The sequence below is a fragment of the Anaerolineales bacterium genome (assembly GCA_015075725.1).
Classification (GTDB): domain Bacteria; phylum Chloroflexota; class Anaerolineae; order Anaerolineales; family Villigracilaceae; genus Villigracilis.
This window is the reverse complement of record JABTTV010000001.1, coordinates 1,589,197-1,606,034: the sequence shown is the minus strand read 5'-3', so window position 1 is coordinate 1,606,034 and position 16,838 is coordinate 1,589,197. Positions and strand designations below refer to the sequence as shown.

At 51.0% G+C, this 16,838-nt stretch carries 21 protein-coding genes; 10 read left to right on the top strand and 11 right to left on the bottom strand.

The window, feature by feature from the left end; translation table 11 throughout:
- Positions 1-7 precede the first annotated feature (7 nt).
- Together HS100_07755 and HS100_07750 are read left to right on the top strand one after the other, a co-directional pair.
- A complete protein-coding gene (locus HS100_07755; protein ID MBE7433797.1) occupies positions 8-730 on the top strand; it encodes an SIMPL domain-containing protein in 723 nt (240 codons plus the stop codon).
- Between the two features lie 141 nt (positions 731-871).
- Positions 872-1,759, top strand: a complete 888-nt coding sequence (locus HS100_07750; protein MBE7433796.1) for an NAD-binding protein — start codon at positions 872-874, stop codon at positions 1,757-1,759.
- Between the two features lie 29 nt (positions 1,760-1,788).
- On the opposite strand, the gene HS100_07745 is transcribed toward HS100_07750, so the two are convergent.
- Positions 1,789-3,270 (bottom strand): phospholipid carrier-dependent glycosyltransferase, encoded by a 1,482-nt coding sequence (locus tag HS100_07745; GenBank protein MBE7433795.1) that lies wholly within the window; start codon positions 3,268-3,270, stop codon positions 1,789-1,791.
- 84 nt (positions 3,271-3,354) lie between these two features.
- On the opposite strand from HS100_07745, the gene HS100_07740 reads away from it, so the two are divergent.
- The 4 genes from HS100_07740 (at position 3,355) to recF (ending at position 7,534) form a co-directional block, all read left to right on the top strand.
- Positions 3,355-3,858, top strand: a complete 504-nt coding sequence (locus tag HS100_07740; GenBank protein MBE7433794.1) for a redoxin domain-containing protein — start codon at positions 3,355-3,357, stop codon at positions 3,856-3,858.
- A gap of 12 nt (positions 3,859-3,870) precedes the next feature.
- The gene (locus HS100_07735) at positions 3,871-5,697 is read left to right on the top strand and encodes a cyclic nucleotide-binding domain-containing protein (protein ID MBE7433793.1); all 1,827 of its coding nucleotides are present in this window, start codon (positions 3,871-3,873) and stop codon (positions 5,695-5,697) included.
- A gap of 22 nt (positions 5,698-5,719) precedes the next feature.
- Entirely contained in the window at positions 5,720-6,253 is a 534-nt protein-coding gene (def, locus tag HS100_07730; GenBank protein MBE7433792.1) for a peptide deformylase, read from the top strand.
- Positions 6,254-6,316: 63 nt separating this feature from the next.
- Complete coding sequence (recF, locus tag HS100_07725; GenBank protein ID MBE7433791.1) at positions 6,317-7,534, top strand: DNA replication/repair protein RecF; 1,218 nt, start codon at positions 6,317-6,319, stop codon at positions 7,532-7,534.
- A 41-nt stretch (positions 7,535-7,575) separates the two neighbouring features.
- Here the strand turns inward: recF and HS100_07720 are convergent, their stop codons facing one another.
- Positions 7,576-8,541, bottom strand: coding sequence for an SUMF1/EgtB/PvdO family nonheme iron enzyme (locus tag HS100_07720; protein ID MBE7433790.1), 966 nt, complete (start codon positions 8,539-8,541; stop codon positions 7,576-7,578).
- 236 nt (positions 8,542-8,777) lie between these two features.
- Between HS100_07720 and HS100_07715 the strand changes: the two genes are divergently transcribed.
- Positions 8,778-9,107, top strand: coding sequence for an ArsR family transcriptional regulator (locus HS100_07715; protein ID MBE7433789.1), 330 nt, complete (start codon positions 8,778-8,780; stop codon positions 9,105-9,107).
- Between the two features lie 108 nt (positions 9,108-9,215).
- Here HS100_07715 and HS100_07710 read toward each other — a convergent pair whose 3' ends face one another.
- From HS100_07710 to HS100_07690, 5 genes are read right to left on the bottom strand one after another with little or no spacing between them, the layout of a single operon-like run.
- Positions 9,216-9,614 (bottom strand): transcriptional regulator, encoded by a 399-nt coding sequence (locus HS100_07710; GenBank protein ID MBE7433788.1) that lies wholly within the window; start codon positions 9,612-9,614, stop codon positions 9,216-9,218.
- 14 nt (positions 9,615-9,628) lie between these two features.
- Positions 9,629-10,075: a PIN domain-containing protein gene (locus tag HS100_07705; GenBank protein MBE7433787.1), complete on the bottom strand. Its 447-nt coding sequence runs from the start codon at positions 10,073-10,075 to the stop codon at positions 9,629-9,631.
- Positions 10,062-10,331 (bottom strand): AbrB/MazE/SpoVT family DNA-binding domain-containing protein, encoded by a 270-nt coding sequence (locus HS100_07700; GenBank protein MBE7433786.1) that lies wholly within the window; start codon positions 10,329-10,331, stop codon positions 10,062-10,064. Before HS100_07700 ends, HS100_07705 begins: the two co-directional genes overlap by 14 nt.
- A 42-nt stretch (positions 10,332-10,373) precedes the next feature.
- Complete coding sequence (locus HS100_07695) at positions 10,374-10,514, bottom strand: DUF559 domain-containing protein (GenBank protein ID MBE7433785.1); 141 nt, start codon at positions 10,512-10,514, stop codon at positions 10,374-10,376.
- A 32-nt stretch (positions 10,515-10,546) separates the two neighbouring features.
- A complete protein-coding gene (locus HS100_07690) occupies positions 10,547-10,750 on the bottom strand; it encodes a DUF559 domain-containing protein (GenBank protein ID MBE7433784.1) in 204 nt (67 codons plus the stop codon).
- A gap of 107 nt (positions 10,751-10,857) precedes the next feature.
- On the opposite strand from HS100_07690, the gene HS100_07685 reads away from it, so the two are divergent.
- The 3 genes from HS100_07685 to ettA all read left to right on the top strand — a co-directional run bounded on the left by HS100_07685 (position 10,858) and on the right by ettA (position 14,275).
- The gene (locus HS100_07685; GenBank protein ID MBE7433783.1) at positions 10,858-11,970 is read left to right on the top strand and encodes a DGQHR domain-containing protein; all 1,113 of its coding nucleotides are present in this window, start codon (positions 10,858-10,860) and stop codon (positions 11,968-11,970) included.
- Between the two features lie 63 nt (positions 11,971-12,033).
- Positions 12,034-12,489: a hypothetical protein gene (locus HS100_07680; protein ID MBE7433782.1), complete on the top strand. Its 456-nt coding sequence runs from the start codon at positions 12,034-12,036 to the stop codon at positions 12,487-12,489.
- 112 nt (positions 12,490-12,601) lie between these two features.
- Complete coding sequence (ettA, locus tag HS100_07675) at positions 12,602-14,275, top strand: energy-dependent translational throttle protein EttA (protein ID MBE7433781.1); 1,674 nt, start codon at positions 12,602-12,604, stop codon at positions 14,273-14,275.
- 218 nt (positions 14,276-14,493) lie between these two features.
- Here the strand turns inward: ettA and HS100_07670 are convergent, their stop codons facing one another.
- The 4 genes from HS100_07670 to HS100_07655 all read right to left on the bottom strand — a co-directional run bounded on the left by HS100_07670 (position 14,494) and on the right by HS100_07655 (position 16,812).
- Positions 14,494-14,700, bottom strand: a complete 207-nt coding sequence (locus tag HS100_07670; protein MBE7433780.1) for a DUF2283 domain-containing protein — start codon at positions 14,698-14,700, stop codon at positions 14,494-14,496.
- Between the two features lie 3 nt (positions 14,701-14,703).
- Positions 14,704-14,940, bottom strand: a complete 237-nt coding sequence (locus HS100_07665; protein MBE7433779.1) for a hypothetical protein — start codon at positions 14,938-14,940, stop codon at positions 14,704-14,706.
- A gap of 283 nt (positions 14,941-15,223) precedes the next feature.
- Entirely contained in the window at positions 15,224-16,294 is a 1,071-nt protein-coding gene (locus HS100_07660; protein MBE7433778.1) for a DUF2652 domain-containing protein, read from the bottom strand.
- A gap of 95 nt (positions 16,295-16,389) precedes the next feature.
- On the bottom strand, positions 16,390-16,812 hold the full coding sequence (locus tag HS100_07655; protein MBE7433777.1) for an SRPBCC family protein: 423 nt from the start codon (positions 16,810-16,812) through the stop codon (positions 16,390-16,392).
- Positions 16,813-16,838: the final 26 nt, after the last annotated feature.

Genomic DNA, 16,838 nt, shown 5'->3' with positions numbered 1-16,838 from the left:
GACAACAATGCGTACCAAATATTTTTCTTTTGCTGTTCTGGCGGTCCTGGCTCTCGTTCTGAGCGCCTGCGGACCGACCACCATCAACCAGGCAGCGCCGGAGAACCTGCGGACATTGGACGTGAGCGGCGTGGGTGTCGTGTATCTCACCCCCGACATCGTTTACATCAACATCGGCGTGAATACCCAGCGCGAGAATGCCGCCGAAGCGGTTTCGATCAATAAGGAACAGACCACTGCGGTCATCCAGGCGATCAGGGATTTCGGCGTGGCGGAGAAGGACATCCGAACCACGAATTTCAGCATCTGGTCGAATCCGCAGTACGATGAATTCGGTCAGGTCAAGGGTTCCAACTATTCGGTGGATAACACTGTGTATGTGACCGTCCGCGACATCGACAAACTGGGCGACCTGCTCGACGCCGCAATCAGCGCGGGCGCGAACAGCATTTACAGCATCCAGTTCGATGTTGAGGATAAAGCCGAAGCCAACGAGGAAGCGCGTTCTCTGGCGGTCGAGGAAGCCAAGAAACAAGCACAGGACCTGGCGGAGGTTGCAGGGCTCTCGCTGGTTGAGGTCCAAAAAATCAGTTACTACGAAAGCGGCGCATCGCCCTATTTCTATGGCGGCAAGGGCGGCGGCGGCGGCGGAGCGGAGGCGGCTGTGCCGATCCAGCCCGGTCAACTGGCGGTGACAGTGACCGTCAACATGACATACACCGTCAAGTAACCCGCATCTTTCCGGACTTGAAGCCTGTCCCTGCAAAGGGGCAGGCTTTTTGCATCTCACCCTGTGCTCCACCAAATAACCGTCGTATTAAGGGAAGGCTGGGGCTTATAATCCCCCCAACCTCACTCAAGGAGTCTCTTCATGTTAAGAGTTGGCTATATCGGTTTGGGATTAATGGGCAAGTCCATCGCGCGGAATATTATGAAAGCGGGATATCCCATCTTTGTTCACAATCGTTCACGCGCTGCTGTGGATGAATTGGCCGCCGAGGGAGCTGTTCCTGCGACCTCGCCAAAAGAAGTTGCCGAACAGGTGGATATCGTCTTTACGAACCTGCCCGATTCGCCCGATGTCGAAAAGGTGGCTCTCGGCGAAAATGGCATCATCGCAGGCGCACATCACGGCTTGATATTCGTGGATAACTCGACGATCAAACCGGCAACGGCACGCATGATCGCCGAGAAGTTAAAAGAAAAGGGGATTCTCTCCCTCGATGCGCCCGTCTCTGGCGGGGATATCGGCGCGAAGAACGCCACACTGACCGTCATGGTTGGTGGCGATGCCGAGGCTCTGGAAAAAGTAATGCCTGTCTTCCAGGCGATGGGTAAAACCGTGACACACGTTGGCGAAGCGGGAGCCGGTCAGGTGGCAAAGGCGGCGAATCAGATCATGGTTGCGGCGCAGATGGTGGCAATGGGAGAATTGCTGGTCTTCTCGAAGAAAGCCGGTGTCGATCCGCGCAAGGTGGTGGATGCCATCAAAGGCGGTGCGGCTCAGTGCTGGACTCTCGATGTCAAGCCGCCGCGTTTATTCGACGGCAATCGCAATCCGGGTTTCAAGGCACACATGCAATTGAAGGATTTAAGGATCGTGCTCGACACGGCAACGGAATACGATATCCCCGTCTCATCGGCGGAGGAACATACAAAGCTCTTCGAGCAGATGATCAGCCTTGGCATGGGCGAGTTGGACAACTCTGCAGTGGTGGGTGTGGTCGAGAAGTTAGCGGGGATTGGGATTTTGGATTGACCAAGGCCGGATGATCCCCAACGTTCGAATCATTGTCTCAACCAGCCGCGTTTCTGTTTTGCAATATCGCTCAACCAAAGCCACATCCGATTTGCTCCAAACCCGACCAGGAGTGAATAGGGAATCTGCAAGATCAGGAAATATCTTTGCCAGGAAAGAGAGATCAAGAAGAACAGCAGGACAGCGGAAACAAAGAAAAGCGAATGGATGAAAAATCCCTCCCCTGTGAACTTTATAAGCAGAACCCATCCGCCAAGGATAGCCAGCGCTGCAATGATTCCGTCGATCAAAAGCGACCCAATCCGTCCGCCTAATCCCGAATGTTCGTATGTATTTATCTGCTCATGAAAAGGCGGGACGTCGAAGCTCGCCGTCTCCATGTACATGACATCCGATGAAATGGTGTTTTCAATCAGGAAGCCCAATCGGTTCCTTTTGGTCCCGGCGTCGAACTGGTTTGCATCGCCGATGAACGCGCTTTGCCCGGAGACAACGCCCTCTCTGGTTTCGAGCATGGCAAGCACCGGTGTTGGGATGTCCCGCCATAGCAATGGAGATTTAACGGCTATCCCCGCCATAAGAATGAACCCAACAAGGGCAAATGGAACAGCCATTCGCTCCGATTTCAGAACAGGCAATTGAAAAAGGATGATGGAAAAACCGATTAACGTGAACGCTGTTTCCCACCAATCCCAAAAGACGGGCATGAACAACAGGAAGAGGGCATAGGCAATGCAAGTGGCGGCAAACAGGTAAAGGGAATTTATCAGGAGGAATCGGATTCCCGCTTTATTCCAGACCGGAAGAAGCCCGAGCGCAAAATAGATCGCGACCAGCATCGGAGCGGTATCCTGCTTGGCGGCAAGGGTAAGTCCGCTTGTAAGCCCCAGGAGGGCATACGTCTGCCAGCGTATTTTCAACGCCTGAAGGTTTTGTAGCACGAACAATGAGAGATAGACCGTAAAAAGTAGAAAGAGAAACTTCGGACCCTCCTGCATCGCGCGGCGGATATTCACAAGGACTGCGCCTTGTGTGGCAAATACCAAAGTCGCGCACCATGCAGCCAGGCGCGATGAAGATAGTTTGAACGCTGCAAGGAAGAATAGAATTATACTAATGGCACCCATCACGGCTGAAATCCCCCGCCCCATGGCTAAAAGGCGCGGTGCCGGCATCTTTCCCATTTGGATGTTTTCCTCCCAGGATTCGCCCCATAACCACTTCTCGATCGGGTCGTCGTTATCGGTGACATCCCGCAAAAAGCCGATGGAATAGGAAAGGACCGAGCCGGTGGTCAACCGCAAATATTGTTTTGGATTTCCCTCCGGGGTGTAGAGCACCTTTTCGAAATCCCGGTTTTTCACAACCCGGTCGTAATCTTCACTCAACCAAATGTATGCCGACTCATCTCCGTGGAAGGGAGTCAGGGAAACCCCGGCAAGGAGATAAACAACGGCAAGGAACAAAAAGGCAATATCCTGCCAATGGATGCGGCGTTCGTTCTTAATCATGTAAACTTCCGGATAGTTCCATTATGATCTGGGGTTATTCAATTATATCGTAAGCATTTTTCGAATCTCGAAAGCGCACTCCCCATGGAAATCAACCAACCCGTCCCCGATTTTGAATTGTCCGATCTCAACGGCATCAGTCACAGACTATCGAACCATCGTGGAAAGATCGTCATTGTCAACTTTTGGTCGTGCGAATGTCCGCATTCGGAACGAACGGACAAAGCCATCCTGTCCATGTTCGTGCAGTGGCAGGACGATGTGGCCATGCTGAGCATCGCGTCGAACCGCAACGAGTCGCTCGAGGCGTTGAAAGATGCCGCTGAAAGCCGCCGACTGCCACTGGTCCTGAATGATGCGGATTGCCGCGTTGCGGACCTCTTCGGCGCGCAGACCACTCCGCATGTCTTCGTCATCGACCGGGATGGAATCCTTCGCTACCGTGGTTCGGTGGATGACGTAACCTTCCGGCAGCGAAAACCAACACGCTTCTTTCTGGACGAGGCGGTTGAGTCGCTGCTCGAGGGGCATTTACCCCCGCTGAAGGAATCCCCCGCCTACGGCTGCGCCATTGTGCGCGAAGTTTGATAGAATCAAATCGTGAGCGATATCCAAGCGCGCGTCATCCTGCTCGATAAGATTCACCTCTTCAACGGGTTGGATCAGGATCAGCTGGCCGACATTGCCACCAAACTTGAAGACCGGACCGCCCCCGCCGGGACGGTGATCTTCAAACGCACAGATCCGCCGGATGGTTTTTACATGATCTTCAGAGGAAAGGTTAAAGTCACGATACCCGCTGGAGAGAAGGGTGAGCGACGGATCGGCGTCCTTTACGGTGGGGATTACTTCGGCGAAGAGGCACTCTTCGAAAACCGCAATCGCTCCGCCACCGTCACGGCGGAAGATAATACTGAGTTGCTGTTCCTCTCCCGTCACGGTTTCGATTTCCTGTTGAATCAATACGAAAAACTCAGGCCGAACTTTCAGGTCACGATCAAGAGCCGCAGGTTGGCACGGTCCACCAACTTCAAATGGCTGGGCAAGAATGAGGTTATTTACTTCATCGCCCGGCGGCATAAGATTCGGCTGTTTCAGACGTTGATTGCTCCGGTGTTATCCATGCTGTTTTCGCTGGGAATGGTCGCATCCGGCGTTGTTCTCAATTCGGCAATCCCGCAGGCGGTGGGATGGGCGGCAGCGCTCGGCGTTTTCTTCTGGGGCATCTGGCGCGCCATCGATTGGAGCAACGATTATTTCATAGTCACCAACCAGCGCGTAATCTGGTTGGAAAAAGTGATCGGACTGCATGACAGCCGCGAAGAGGCGCCGCTTGGCACCATCTTATCGGTTGGCGTGGAAACGGATACACTGGGGCGCATCTTGAAGTACGGCAACGTCATCGTGCGCACCTTCGTCGGGAAAGTCGAATTTGACCACGTGGATCACCCCGTGCAAGCCGCGGACATGATCCGCGAATATTGGGAGCGCACCAAAGCCATCACTTCACGCAGCCAGATGGATGTGATGAAGGATACGATCAAGCAGAAATTGGGTCTTCCCCTGCCGAAACGTCCGCAGGTGGAACTTTCTCCCATTGTGCCCCTGGATGAGGAAAAGGCGTTGAAGACTCCATTGTGGATTCTGGCGTTGCAAAACTTTTTTCAATTACGGATCGAAGAAGCCGGGAAGGTCATCTACCACAAACATTGGTTTGTGCTGTTTCGAGAGGCTTGGAGACCGATCGGACTCTTCTTTTTAAACCTGGGCTTGCTTGGCTGGCGAATCTACCTGCTCGCCGCTTCGCCCGACCCAGCCGATACGGTCTTTCATATCAATGCGATCGGAATCCCCGCGCCTGATGGAATTATTGCGTTTCTGATGGTTTTCTTCCTTCCCATCGGGATCTGGCTCTGGTATGAATTCACAGACTGGAAGAACGACATCTTCATGGTGACCAACGACGAGATCTTCGACATCGACCGCAAACCCTTCGGCACGGAGGAACGCCGCTCAGCCCAGATCGAAAATATCCTAAGCACTTCATACTCACGAGATGGGATCATCGCCAACTTGTTCAACTACGGAACGGTGAAGATCACGGTCGGCGGAACGCAGTTGGCATTCGAAGACGTGATAGACCCCGCCGCCGTTCAGGCGGATATCAACCGCAGGCGCGCAGCGCGTATCGCAAAAAAAGGCGAGGATGCCGGCAGCGCCGACCGCGAACGCTTCGCCACCTGGATCGCCGCGTATCACAAACATATCAACGAGTTCAACAAACCGATCACGGCTCCAGATGACACCGAATCCACGAATCCGTTTGCCGCGGCGGGACAGGACCTGGATGATCTTCCGCTGGGCGGGGACGATGGACTCGGCGGAGAGAACGACCTCGGTGAACAACCCCAGCCCGGCGAGTTTTAGACCACCAAAGGAATTAGCCTGAATGACATTAAGACAAATTATTCATCTGCCTGAACCCATCCTGCGAAAAAAGGCAAAGCCTGTCACTAAATTCGACAGGGACCTGCAGTCCCTTATAGACGATATGGTCGAGACCATGCGCGAGGCTCCCGGTGTGGGGCTTGCCGCGCCGCAAATCAACCTGCCCATGCAACTTGCGGTGGTCGAATACGGTGAACACGAAGATGAAGGGGAACCGAAGGAAGATGCCCCCCCGCCCCCGAAAAAACTTTATGTGCTGATCAATCCAGAGATCATCAAGGCGTCGGAGGAGAAGGTGATGGGAATCGAAGGCTGCCTATCCATTCCGGGATTGGTCGGCGAAGTGGAACGCCATGAATCGATTCAGGTTCGCGCATTCAACCGGCACGGCAAACCCGTCAAACACAAAGTGGACGGGTGGATGGCACGCATCTTTCAGCATGAGATCGATCACCTGAACGGAGTACTCTTCACCGACCGCGCCGCCCGCGTGTGGAAGCCGAGCGAGGAAGAAGAAGAAATACCGCTGGATTAAGTTACGGTTCGAAGGTTGAAAGTCGAAGGTTTTGACTTACACCTGCAACCTTCGACTTTCAACATGCAATTAAAACACCTCTCCCTCACCAACTTCCGCAGTCTTACCCGCCTGGATGCAGAACTCCCACGGCGGGCTTTGGTGTTGACGGGTGGCAATGCACAGGGAAAAACATCCGTGCTCGAAGCGATCTATTTTCTTGCGGCGTTCACATCGTTCCAGACCCATGCAGACAGGCAGATCGTCAACTTTCACGAAGCAAGAAAACCCCTGGCAGTGACTCGGCTCGTGGCGGATTATCAACGCGGAAAGACAAAACACCGTCTTGAAACAAGGCTGATCCTCGAACCGACCGGCGCGAACGGGCAGCGGCTTCGCAAAGAGATATTGCTCGACGGCGGCAGGCGGCAGGTCAATGATGTGATCGGGCATTTCAATGCTGTCATCTTCGCTCCGCAAATGTCGCAGATCATCGAAGGCGGACCCGAGGACAGGCGTCGTTATCTCAACCTTGCGCTATCACAGACGCTCCCCTCTTATGCGCGGGATTTGGGCGAGTATTCGCAGGCGTTGACCCAGCGCAACGCACTGCTCAAGGCGTTGAACGAAGGCGCAGGGAACAGCGACCAGCTGGAAGTCTGGGATGAAGCGCTGGCGGGAGTTGGCGCGCGAATCATTCAACGTCGCATACAGGCGATCCATGAGATCGAACGGTTCGCCGCGCGCGTGCATCACGAACTGACTCGCGGGTCCGAGATTCTTCGCCTCGCCTACGAACCCGCTTACGACCCCCTCCCCAAGCCAGAAGGTCAATTGGGGTTGAAGATCGATACTTCCATCGACCGCACGTCGCTCAACCTCAAAGAGATTCAAGAAGGTTTTTTCGCAAGGCTAAAACAAATTCGCGGTGAAGAGATCGCGCGCGGCATGACCACCATCGGTCCGCACCGTGACGATCTGCGGTTCATCATCAACAAAGCGGATGTAAGCGATTACGGCTCGCGCGGGCAGGTGCGCACCACGCTTTTGGCGTTGAAACTTGCCGAGGTCGAATGGATGAAGGAACGTACCGGGGAGTATCCGGTCATTCTGCTCGATGAGGTGATGGCGGAACTTGATTCCTCACGCCGCAGCGACCTATTGACATATGTGGGCAGGGACCAACAGGTTTTATTTACCACAACCGACCTTTCTCTCTTCTCGCATGAATTCACGGCAAATGCCGAGGTCTGGGACGTGAAAGGCGGGGTGGTGACGCCGCGTCCGGGGCAGATGACATGATCTCGAAAAAGATCATCGCAGTGTCGGCGATGCCAATCCTCTCAGTTGCCTTCTACATTAACGGATCGAGCGCATCGGAACCCGGTACGCGGTTCAGAAATAGAATGCGCAGAACTCCGCGTGGAACAGAGACTCGATACCGCGACCTGGTCCAAGTCCGCTGCAGGGTCGTGCCAGGCACTTCCGCGTATGACGTGATTCCACTCCGGCTCCAAATTGACGGGATTCCTCGCAGGCAATTGGGAATAATCACCCCAGTTGTACCAGTCATAAACCCATTCTGAGACATTGCCGACCATATCCATGACTCCATAGTAACTGGCGCCAGCCGGGTATGAACCGATGGGACGTAAACCCAATTGATCAACGCCAGGAGTGGCTTGCAACAAATTCCAGGCGTTCGCCCAAGCCGTGGGCGACCCGTCCCGCTCCGGCTGGGTAAGAGGCGAAGTCCAATGATCCACATTGGCGAGTTGCCGATTCCACCTGTTTCCCCATGGGTATAGATTTCCATCCGGGCCGCGGCAAGCCTTTTCCCATTCGGCTTCGGTCGGCATGCGCTTTCCCACCCAGGTGCAATATTCATTTGCATCTTCCCAACTGATACCAACAACCGGATTGTCTGCCTGACCGGATGGATAGGCGCCGCCCGTCCAATACGGTGGAGGTTTGTTGTCTGTCGCCAACAAAAATCGGCTGTATTGGATGTTCGTCACTTCAAAGCGGTCGATCTCGAACGCATCCAGATAAACTGTCTGTAATGGACCCTCATTGTAATTTCCCGCGTCATTACCACGGATGAAATTGCCTGCAGGGATGAACACGACGCTTCGCTCCAGCATCTCCGCCAGGACGGGGTCGTTGACGACGGCAAACTTACGCACAAGTTTTATTTCAGGATCGAGCAAACTGGACTTTGGCTGAATTCCAATTATTACAAAAAACCCCGTAACACCGATGAGAAGCGCAAAGCCAATCCATAGATACTTGCAATTCCATGTTTTCATTGGCTCCTCCTGTTCACCACGATTTCATTGTACAACGATTACAGGAGGATTTTCCGTCAATCACCTCATCATTCCCAAAGCCCCACCATCGCGGACAGGTTCCTCATCATTCCCAAACCTGACCACTCTCAATCCCATCTCACTCAGCACCCTCTCCCGCCGTTCATCTTCCCATCATGATACAATGACGTAAATTCGAAGTCATAAAACGTCAATTAGACGTCAGGAGAGATCCCATGATCGAAGTACTTCTAGGTTCCAAAAATGCCGAAAGGGTTTTACTCTATATCTTCACGCGGGAAGAAGGCTACGCGCGTGAAATCGCCAGTTTTTACAACACGGACCTGAAACCCATCCAAATGCAATTGGACAAGTTCGAGAAAGGCAGCGTTCTCGTCAGCCGCTCCATCGGGCGGACTCGACCGTATGAATTCAATCCCCGCTACCCATTCTTGAACGAGTTGAAAGCATTGCTTGAAAAAGCGCTTTCATTCTACCCTGCCAAAGAACAGGAAGAATTAAAAATGTATCGACGTCGTCCACGGGCGAGGGGGAAAACGTTATGAAAAAGATCAAGAACATGAGCCAGGTGGAGCTGGCAGCCTACGTTTTATAAGGGCATGACATTTGATAACAAAAAACTCCAAGCCTGTAAAATGCTTGGAGTTTTAGTTTCACAAAAACACGGCACTTGAAACCTTGAACTTCTCCGCAAGAGAGCGGACTTGTCGAATGTTCAACTCGCGCTTGCCATTCAAAATTTCAGAGACCATACCCTGTGGCCCGACTTCCGGCAGATCAGACTGTGTCAAACCATGTTCTTCCATGAGAAAGTGCAATACTTCGGCGCCCGTAACGTCAGGGATCGGATAATGCTCTTCTTCATAGATTTCGATCAGTGTTCCAAGTGTATCCAGCAACCCATACAACGGATGTTTCTCGTTATCTCCGATTTCATCCAGTAATTCATTGAGACGTTTGACAGCCGCGTTGTATTCGCGCTCGTTGCGAATGGACAGCAAAGGAGCGATATTTGCCCAGTGGACTTCAAGTTTTTTAGTTGCGAGTGTCATTTTTCCAATCTCCATTATGAATTCAAATTTTCCCGTATCCACGCAAGGACATCACCTGGAGTTCCAATTTTCAGCCCCGCTTTTTCCGCGACTTTATAATCATTCAGAAAATGTTTGCGGTTATGGGTCGCCAAATAATCGACATGGCTCTTCATTGCCGCCAGCAAGATAGGGACATCATCAGGATCTGCGATCAGGGAAAGGTTTTCTTCTATTTCTTCTTGCGTTGGGTTGTGGACAACTTTCAGGTTGGCGTCTTTGAGGGTTTGACGGAATTCAGGCAATGCCTGCGGAACTTTCTTTGCAATCGAACGTTCGCTCTCAACGATAACTTGCTCACTGATAAAAGTTTCGATCTGCCCATTTTCAGACATCACCAACAAGACACGCGCCGCGCCCGCAGATGAGATCACCCCCGCCATCACAGCACTGCTATCCAGGAACACTTTAATTTTTGACATAGTGCTCTTTGTAATAGGTCTTGCGCTCTTCATCCAGTGTTGCAAGTAAGTCTTCCAAATCTACATTTGCTTCTTTGACCTTCTTAGCGACTTTATCTGCATTCTTCATCACCTTGCTTTCCACAGGGACAAGGAAGAACGAACCGTCACCTACATCGATTAAATTGAAAAACTCACCCTCCTCCAGCTTATATTTTTTGCGAAGGCTGGAGGGTAAGGTAATGGTTCCTTTGCTACGGATTTGAAGGGTAGTCATGGTTTTTCTCCTGAAATTCGGAATTTCCGAATTTCTGAAATTCTACCACAAATTGATAAATTCCCTGACCTTCCCCACCACCGCGGACAGATTCCTCATCACTACATTATTCCGAAACCTGACAATCCTCAACCCCAGCGCGGACAACACCTTCTCCCGCCGTTCATCTTCCTCTTTCTGCAAGTCGTGGACATCTCCAGAAGAGCAAGGATGAATTACGAATGCTGAAGGATGAATTCTCTGATCTTCCCCACCACCGCGGACAAGTTCCTCATCATCTCATCATTCCAAAACCTGACCACCCTCAACCCCAGCGCGGACAGTACCTTCTCCCGCCTCTCATCTTCCTCTTTCTGCAGATCGTGGACATCGCCATCCACCTCAATAACCAATCCCGCCCTGTGACAGTACCTTTCCAAGGAAAAGCTCTGAATGGCTCGTCGCGAAATTTCTGATCTAAATTTTTGATCTTGACATTTGATCATAAAAATGTTGGAATTACTAAAGATCAGAAAAGGAGATCAAAATGCACAAGACAAAAGCTATTCAATTTATTCAAAACGGTCGCATCTTCTACTCAGTTGTTATCCCAGCTGGCAAACTAGCAGAATTATCAAAAGTAGATGTTTGGGACCCCAACAACCCACAATCAGGTTATCAAAGGAGTCCTAGCACATCGCGAAAACGTGAGATCGGGCAATATGCATTAAAGCCTGATTCAATAATGCCAGTAGGCGGGTTATTGAATGCTCGCGACGTTGAAGACGCTGATGGCGGTCATTATGGTAGTAAATTAAAATTCGAGATTGAATACAAAGAAGGTGACATAAGTTTTGGAACACTTACCATTCCAGATAAAGCATTGCCGCTTTACATCGTAGACATGCAACACCGCATTGGTGGTTATGAGTGGGCAATTCAACAGCAAGGAGGAGAGCGACTAGAAAACTTTCCACTTGTTGCAACAATTGCGGATGGACTTACTAAAATGGAAGAGGTTGACCAATTCGACATTATAAATACGACACAAAAGAAAGTTCGAACCGACCTGGCACGACGTTTAAAATCCATTCAAGTAAAAGACGTTGACCACATGTTAGCACTTGATAAGCGCGGCAAACTTTGGGAAGCAAAAGGTCCAGTAATTGCTGAAAACCTTAACACTTCAAGTGGTGTATGGTCTGGAAAAATCCTTCCACCAAATAAGTCAAAGGCAGATCAACCCACCATGGTTGTTCGCGAAACTTCCTTTGTTACTTCACTCAAGCCAATATTACAAACCCCGTATTTTATTCGTCAATCAGAGGAAACGGCAGCTGAACTCATCAATAGATATTGGACAGCTATTCAGAAAGTATGGCCTGACGCATTCAAGAATCCAGACGCTTATGTTATACAGAAATCTCCTGGGGTATTTTCTCTCCATGAATTAGCACCAGAAGTTTTTGAAATGGCGCGAGATAAAGGCGAGATTACTGTTAAAAGTATTTTTGAAATCGTAAAATCTCTGGGTGAAATTGGCGAAGCAGAATACTGGGAAGTGAAAAATTCCGAAGGCGCTGCAAGCTACGGGAGTATGCAAGGGTTTCGGTTTCTTGCTTCAGAATTGCGCCAGTATCTCCCCAAAATCGAAAACTAATTATTTTAATTCAGTGAAGATGCAATTGTAAACATATTGCATCTTCACTAAGGAGAATAAACAATGGATGAAGGAAACAATGTAATCATAGCGTCTTTTCAAAAAAATAGTCGCGAAGCCATTTGTGTTGGAGTAAGCGAATATAGGGGTAAAAATCTTATATTTGTACGAGCATATGCAGCCTCATTAGACTCAGCAGATCTCGTTCCAACACCTGCTGGCGTAACTTTATCAATTGAAAAATGTCAAGAGTTGGTTAGTGCAGTTAAGACTCTTGGAGATGTAATGAGTACAGATAAAGTTGTTGCGAAAATCACAAAGAATTCAATGCAAGAAATTTGGATTGGCACAAATATATTTAAGAACAGACCCCTAATTTTTCTTCGTACATATGCAGTTTGGGGAGGCTCTTCTGAGTACAAACCTACGAAAAAGGGTATTTCTATAAATGTAGAGCTTTATCCTCAACTATTAGATTGTATAGAAAAATTGGAAACAGAAGTCTCAAAGTTACTTTAAGAAAATTTTATAAAGCGATACAAATGAAAAAGAATTAAAATATCCCAAAGCAACATAAAAGCAAAGCTTTTTTTTCATCCCACAAACAATCATCGGGTAAAATACCGCCACTATGAGTAACGAAACCACCCAAGTAATTTATTCCATGAACAAAGTGGGACGTATCGTCCCGCCCAACAAACAGATCCTGCGCGACATCTCCCTCGGCTTCTACCTCGGCGCCAAGATCGGCGTGCTCGGTCTTAACGGCGCGGGCAAATCCACCTTACTGCGCATCATGGCAGGCGTTGATAACGACTACATCGGCGAGATCTCGCAATCCAAAGGCTACACCACGGGCTTGCTCGAGCAGGAGCCCAAACTCGACGAAAGCAAGACCGTCATCGAAGTCGTCAAAGAGGCGGTCGCGCCCATCGTCGAAATGCTCGCCCGCTTCGATGAGGTCAACGCCAAGTTCGCCGAACCCGACGCCGACTTCGACGCCCTCGTCGCCGAACAAGCCAAACTGCAGGAGCAGCTCGACAAGCACGACGCCTGGAACCTCGACAGCCGCCTCGAACTCGCCATGGACGCCCTGCGCTGCCCGCCATCGGATACGCCCATCAAGGTCTGCTCAGGCGGAGAAAAGCGCCGCGTCGCCCTCACCCGACTCCTGCTCACCGAACCCGATATTCTCCTGCTCGACGAACCCACCAACCACCTCGACGCCGAGTCCGTGGCGTGGCTCGAACATCACCTGCGCGACTACAAAGGCACCGTCATCGCCGTCACCCACGACCGCTACTTCCTCGACAACGTCGCAGGCTGGATCCTCGAACTCGACCGCGGCTACGGCATCCCCTACAAGGGCAACTACTCCTCGTGGCTCGAACAAAAACAGGAACGCATCCGCCTCGAAGAGAAATCCGAATCGAAACGCCAAAAGACCCTCGAACGCGAACTCGAATGGATTCGCATGTCGCCCAAAGCGCGTCAATCCAAAGGACAAGCCCGCGTCAGCGCCTACGAAAAATTGCTCAATCAAGAAGCCGAAGCACGCCGCGAAGAACTGGATATCTACATCCCGCCTGGTCCGCGCCTCGGTGACGTTGTTTTTGAATTTGACAAAGTGACCAAGTCTTACGACGACCGCCTCATTCTCGACGGGTTTTCTGCTTCTGTTCCCCCAGGCAGTATCATCGGGATAGTGGGACCCAACGGCGCAGGCAAGACCACACTCCTCAAGATGATCGTCGGCAAAGAAAAACCCGATAGCGGCTCCATCAAAATTGGCGAAACCGTCAAACTCGCCTACGTTGACCAATCCCGCACCCTCGACCCTGAGAAGACTGTCTACGAAGAAATCTCAGGCGGCGCAGAGACTCTCGAACTCGGCAAACGCAAGATCAACGCCCGCGGCTACTGCTCCTCCTTCAACTTCGCAGGCTCCGACCAGCAAAAGAAAGTCGGCATCCTCTCGGGCGGCGAACGCAACCGCGTCCACCTCGCCAAAACCCTCACCGAAGGCGCCAACGTCATCCTGCTCGACGAACCCACCAACGATCTGGATGTCAACACCCTCCGCGCCCTCGAAGATGCCATCACTGAATTTGCGGGTACTGCTCTTGTCGTCTCCCACGACCGCTGGTTCCTCGACCGCATCTGCACCCACCTCATCGTCTTCGAAGACGACTCCCAAGCCAAAATGTACATCGGCAACTGGTCCGATTATGAAACGATGATGATAGAAAAATTTGGCAAGGATTTGACTCCGCACCGAGTCAAATACAGAACATTGAAGAGGTAAAACCAAGTGACAGTCACCTTGAAGGTGACTGTCACTTTATCGGCACCTCGTCATTGCGAGACAGTGTTCTTCCGTCGAAGCAATCCCCTCATCGAGTCGGGGATTGCTTCGGGCAAAGAGCAAAAACGCCTTCGCAACACCGCACCTGCGGTGGGTGCAGGTGTGACATACAAAAACAACGTCCCGAAGGTTGTGAACCTTCGGGACGGTTTGTCTTACTAGGACATTGCCGCTGGTATTCTCTCATAGAGAAATTCCCGCATGTCGCTGGATTTGCTGGCATGTTCTATCGTGATACTGACCACGTTTCCGTCCCTGTCCAGATCCAGGTAGATATTTTCGTTCAATTCACGCGTCTCCACAGGCGGGTTGGTGGAAAGCTCAACCAGTGTGGTATCGGTATCTTCAAAGTATTTGATTCGCATGGCTTACTCCTTAAAATTTCGGTCAAAGAAAGCGTTGTGGACAGTCTCGCCATCCTCGAGCAGGATGACCCGCAATACGCGGTTTTCCATTTCTGCAATTCGCGCCCAACGGCGAATCCTTCCGTCAGATTGAATTTCTTCACGCAACGGGTTCTGAATGACCCGCTCGATCCATTCATCCTCGATCAACACACGGTCGGGGCGTTGACGGGTGTATTGAAAGTATTGCGTGGTCTTCATTTGCTTCGATTATACTTGAAGTACAAGCCCTCGAAGAATCCGCGGCGTGGCGCTGGTTGTCAGTCACGATCGCCGGTTCCTCGACCGCATCTGCACCCACCTCATCGTCTTCGAAGATGACTCCTAGGCGAAGATGTATATTGGCAACTGGTCCGATTACGAAACCATGATGAGAGAAAAATTCGGCAAGGACCTCACCCCGCACAGGGTCAAGTAAAGAACGCTGAAGAGATAAACATAAGTGACAGTCACCTGCGAGGTGACTGTCACTTTTAAGAACCCGTCATTTTTCCTGCATGGCTGTGAGCAACCTTTTGTAGGCGCGGTCAACCCTCATTTGCTGTAGGACGAGCCCTGCGATCCTCTGAGTGAGCCACGCAGGCATGGGAGTCTTTACCTTGCAATAGATCTCCAGTTTCGTGCCTCCATTTTCCAGTGGATGTAATTTGTACGTTGATATGATCGACATGGGCGGGGTGATCCTGCCCCGCTTTTGGGGTGACCTCAACACAGAATAATAATCAAACGGTTTCCAGTCCAGCACTCTTTCCGTGTATGCCCTGCCTTCGCCGAAACAACGGCTTTCCGATCCAATGCCGTGCTGTTCAGTGGGACGTTGAATCTCGTTCAGTTCCTCCCACTCCAGACGGCGTGCATTACTGGTCAGCCATTCCCATACTTGATGCGGGGATAGTTCCGTCTGTTGTTTAATAATAAGATCTGCCTCTTCCTGATCGATCAAGATTCGCTTGGAATCCACCCATCGGTCATAATAAGGGGTTAAATCCATGCCGAACAGTTGGATTTCGCCAAGATGTTCATACGCCTCGCGGAATTCTTGCATACCCTCCGCCGATATTCCCATCTGGGAAAGCGCATTCTGAGAGATGAGCGCGTATGCTCTCCAATTTGTTTTTTCGTGAATATGGTTTTTCAAGAGGCGATGCGCCACATTGACATCCATGCCGACAAGTTCCTGAAAGGCAGTCACACTTTGGATGGCAAAACTGCCATAATGAACGATGAATTTCAAATCGAGACTGGGCAGGGACTGGCAAGCTTCACATTCGCACAAATTGAGGCGGAACAATTCTTGCCCTTCGCGAAAAGCGATATACGTCGATTCGATCAAATCCATAAGCGCTTCGCCGCGGATTGGTTCCGTGGTGTAAGCGAACACAGCGTCACCTTCGAGCCGCGAAATCTTTACCACGGATTGAAATTGCTCGACGATCCGCTTGAGCAACTCGGCTAATAACGCCTGCGCATTTTCGATCTCGGATTTTGCGAGATAGGAAGTGTAGCCCGAAATATCTGCAAGAATGAGATAGCCAGTGTGTATGTCACTTTTCATGTTCATAGTCCTTGCTTGAAAGAGGATGTCCAAACATCAGAGACCCGCTTTCCTGGGCAATTTACAACACGCCTGAGACGGCTCGGGTATTTGGGTTACATTTTTTCAAGCTGATTCTTCAATGCAACCAGTTGCTGTTTGGAACTGTTCTTGAATTCGGCGGCAATGATCGGCTGTAAAAGTTTCCACAAGCCTTTCGGTTGCACCGTGCCTGTGAGCGTAATGATTACGCCCTTGTCCGCAGGTTCAACCAGAATTCTTTCAGTAAAGTCCATGGCTGTTGATAAACCACTGAAGGCGAGCGCCTTGTCTGGGGAAAACTCGGTCACTTCGCAGTTGACCGAACCGACCTTCGACTCCTCTACAAAGCGGGATCCGACCCCAGCTGCCCCAGGCGTGACGAGAGTGAAATTCTTCACCTCGCGGTCCCATAAGGGGATGTTGTCCAAATTGCTGATGAACGCAAAAACCTCGGCTGGCGACCTGGAAATTGAAATGGTCTCAGTTACCTTGATCATGGGATAGCTCCTTTTTGAGATTTCAG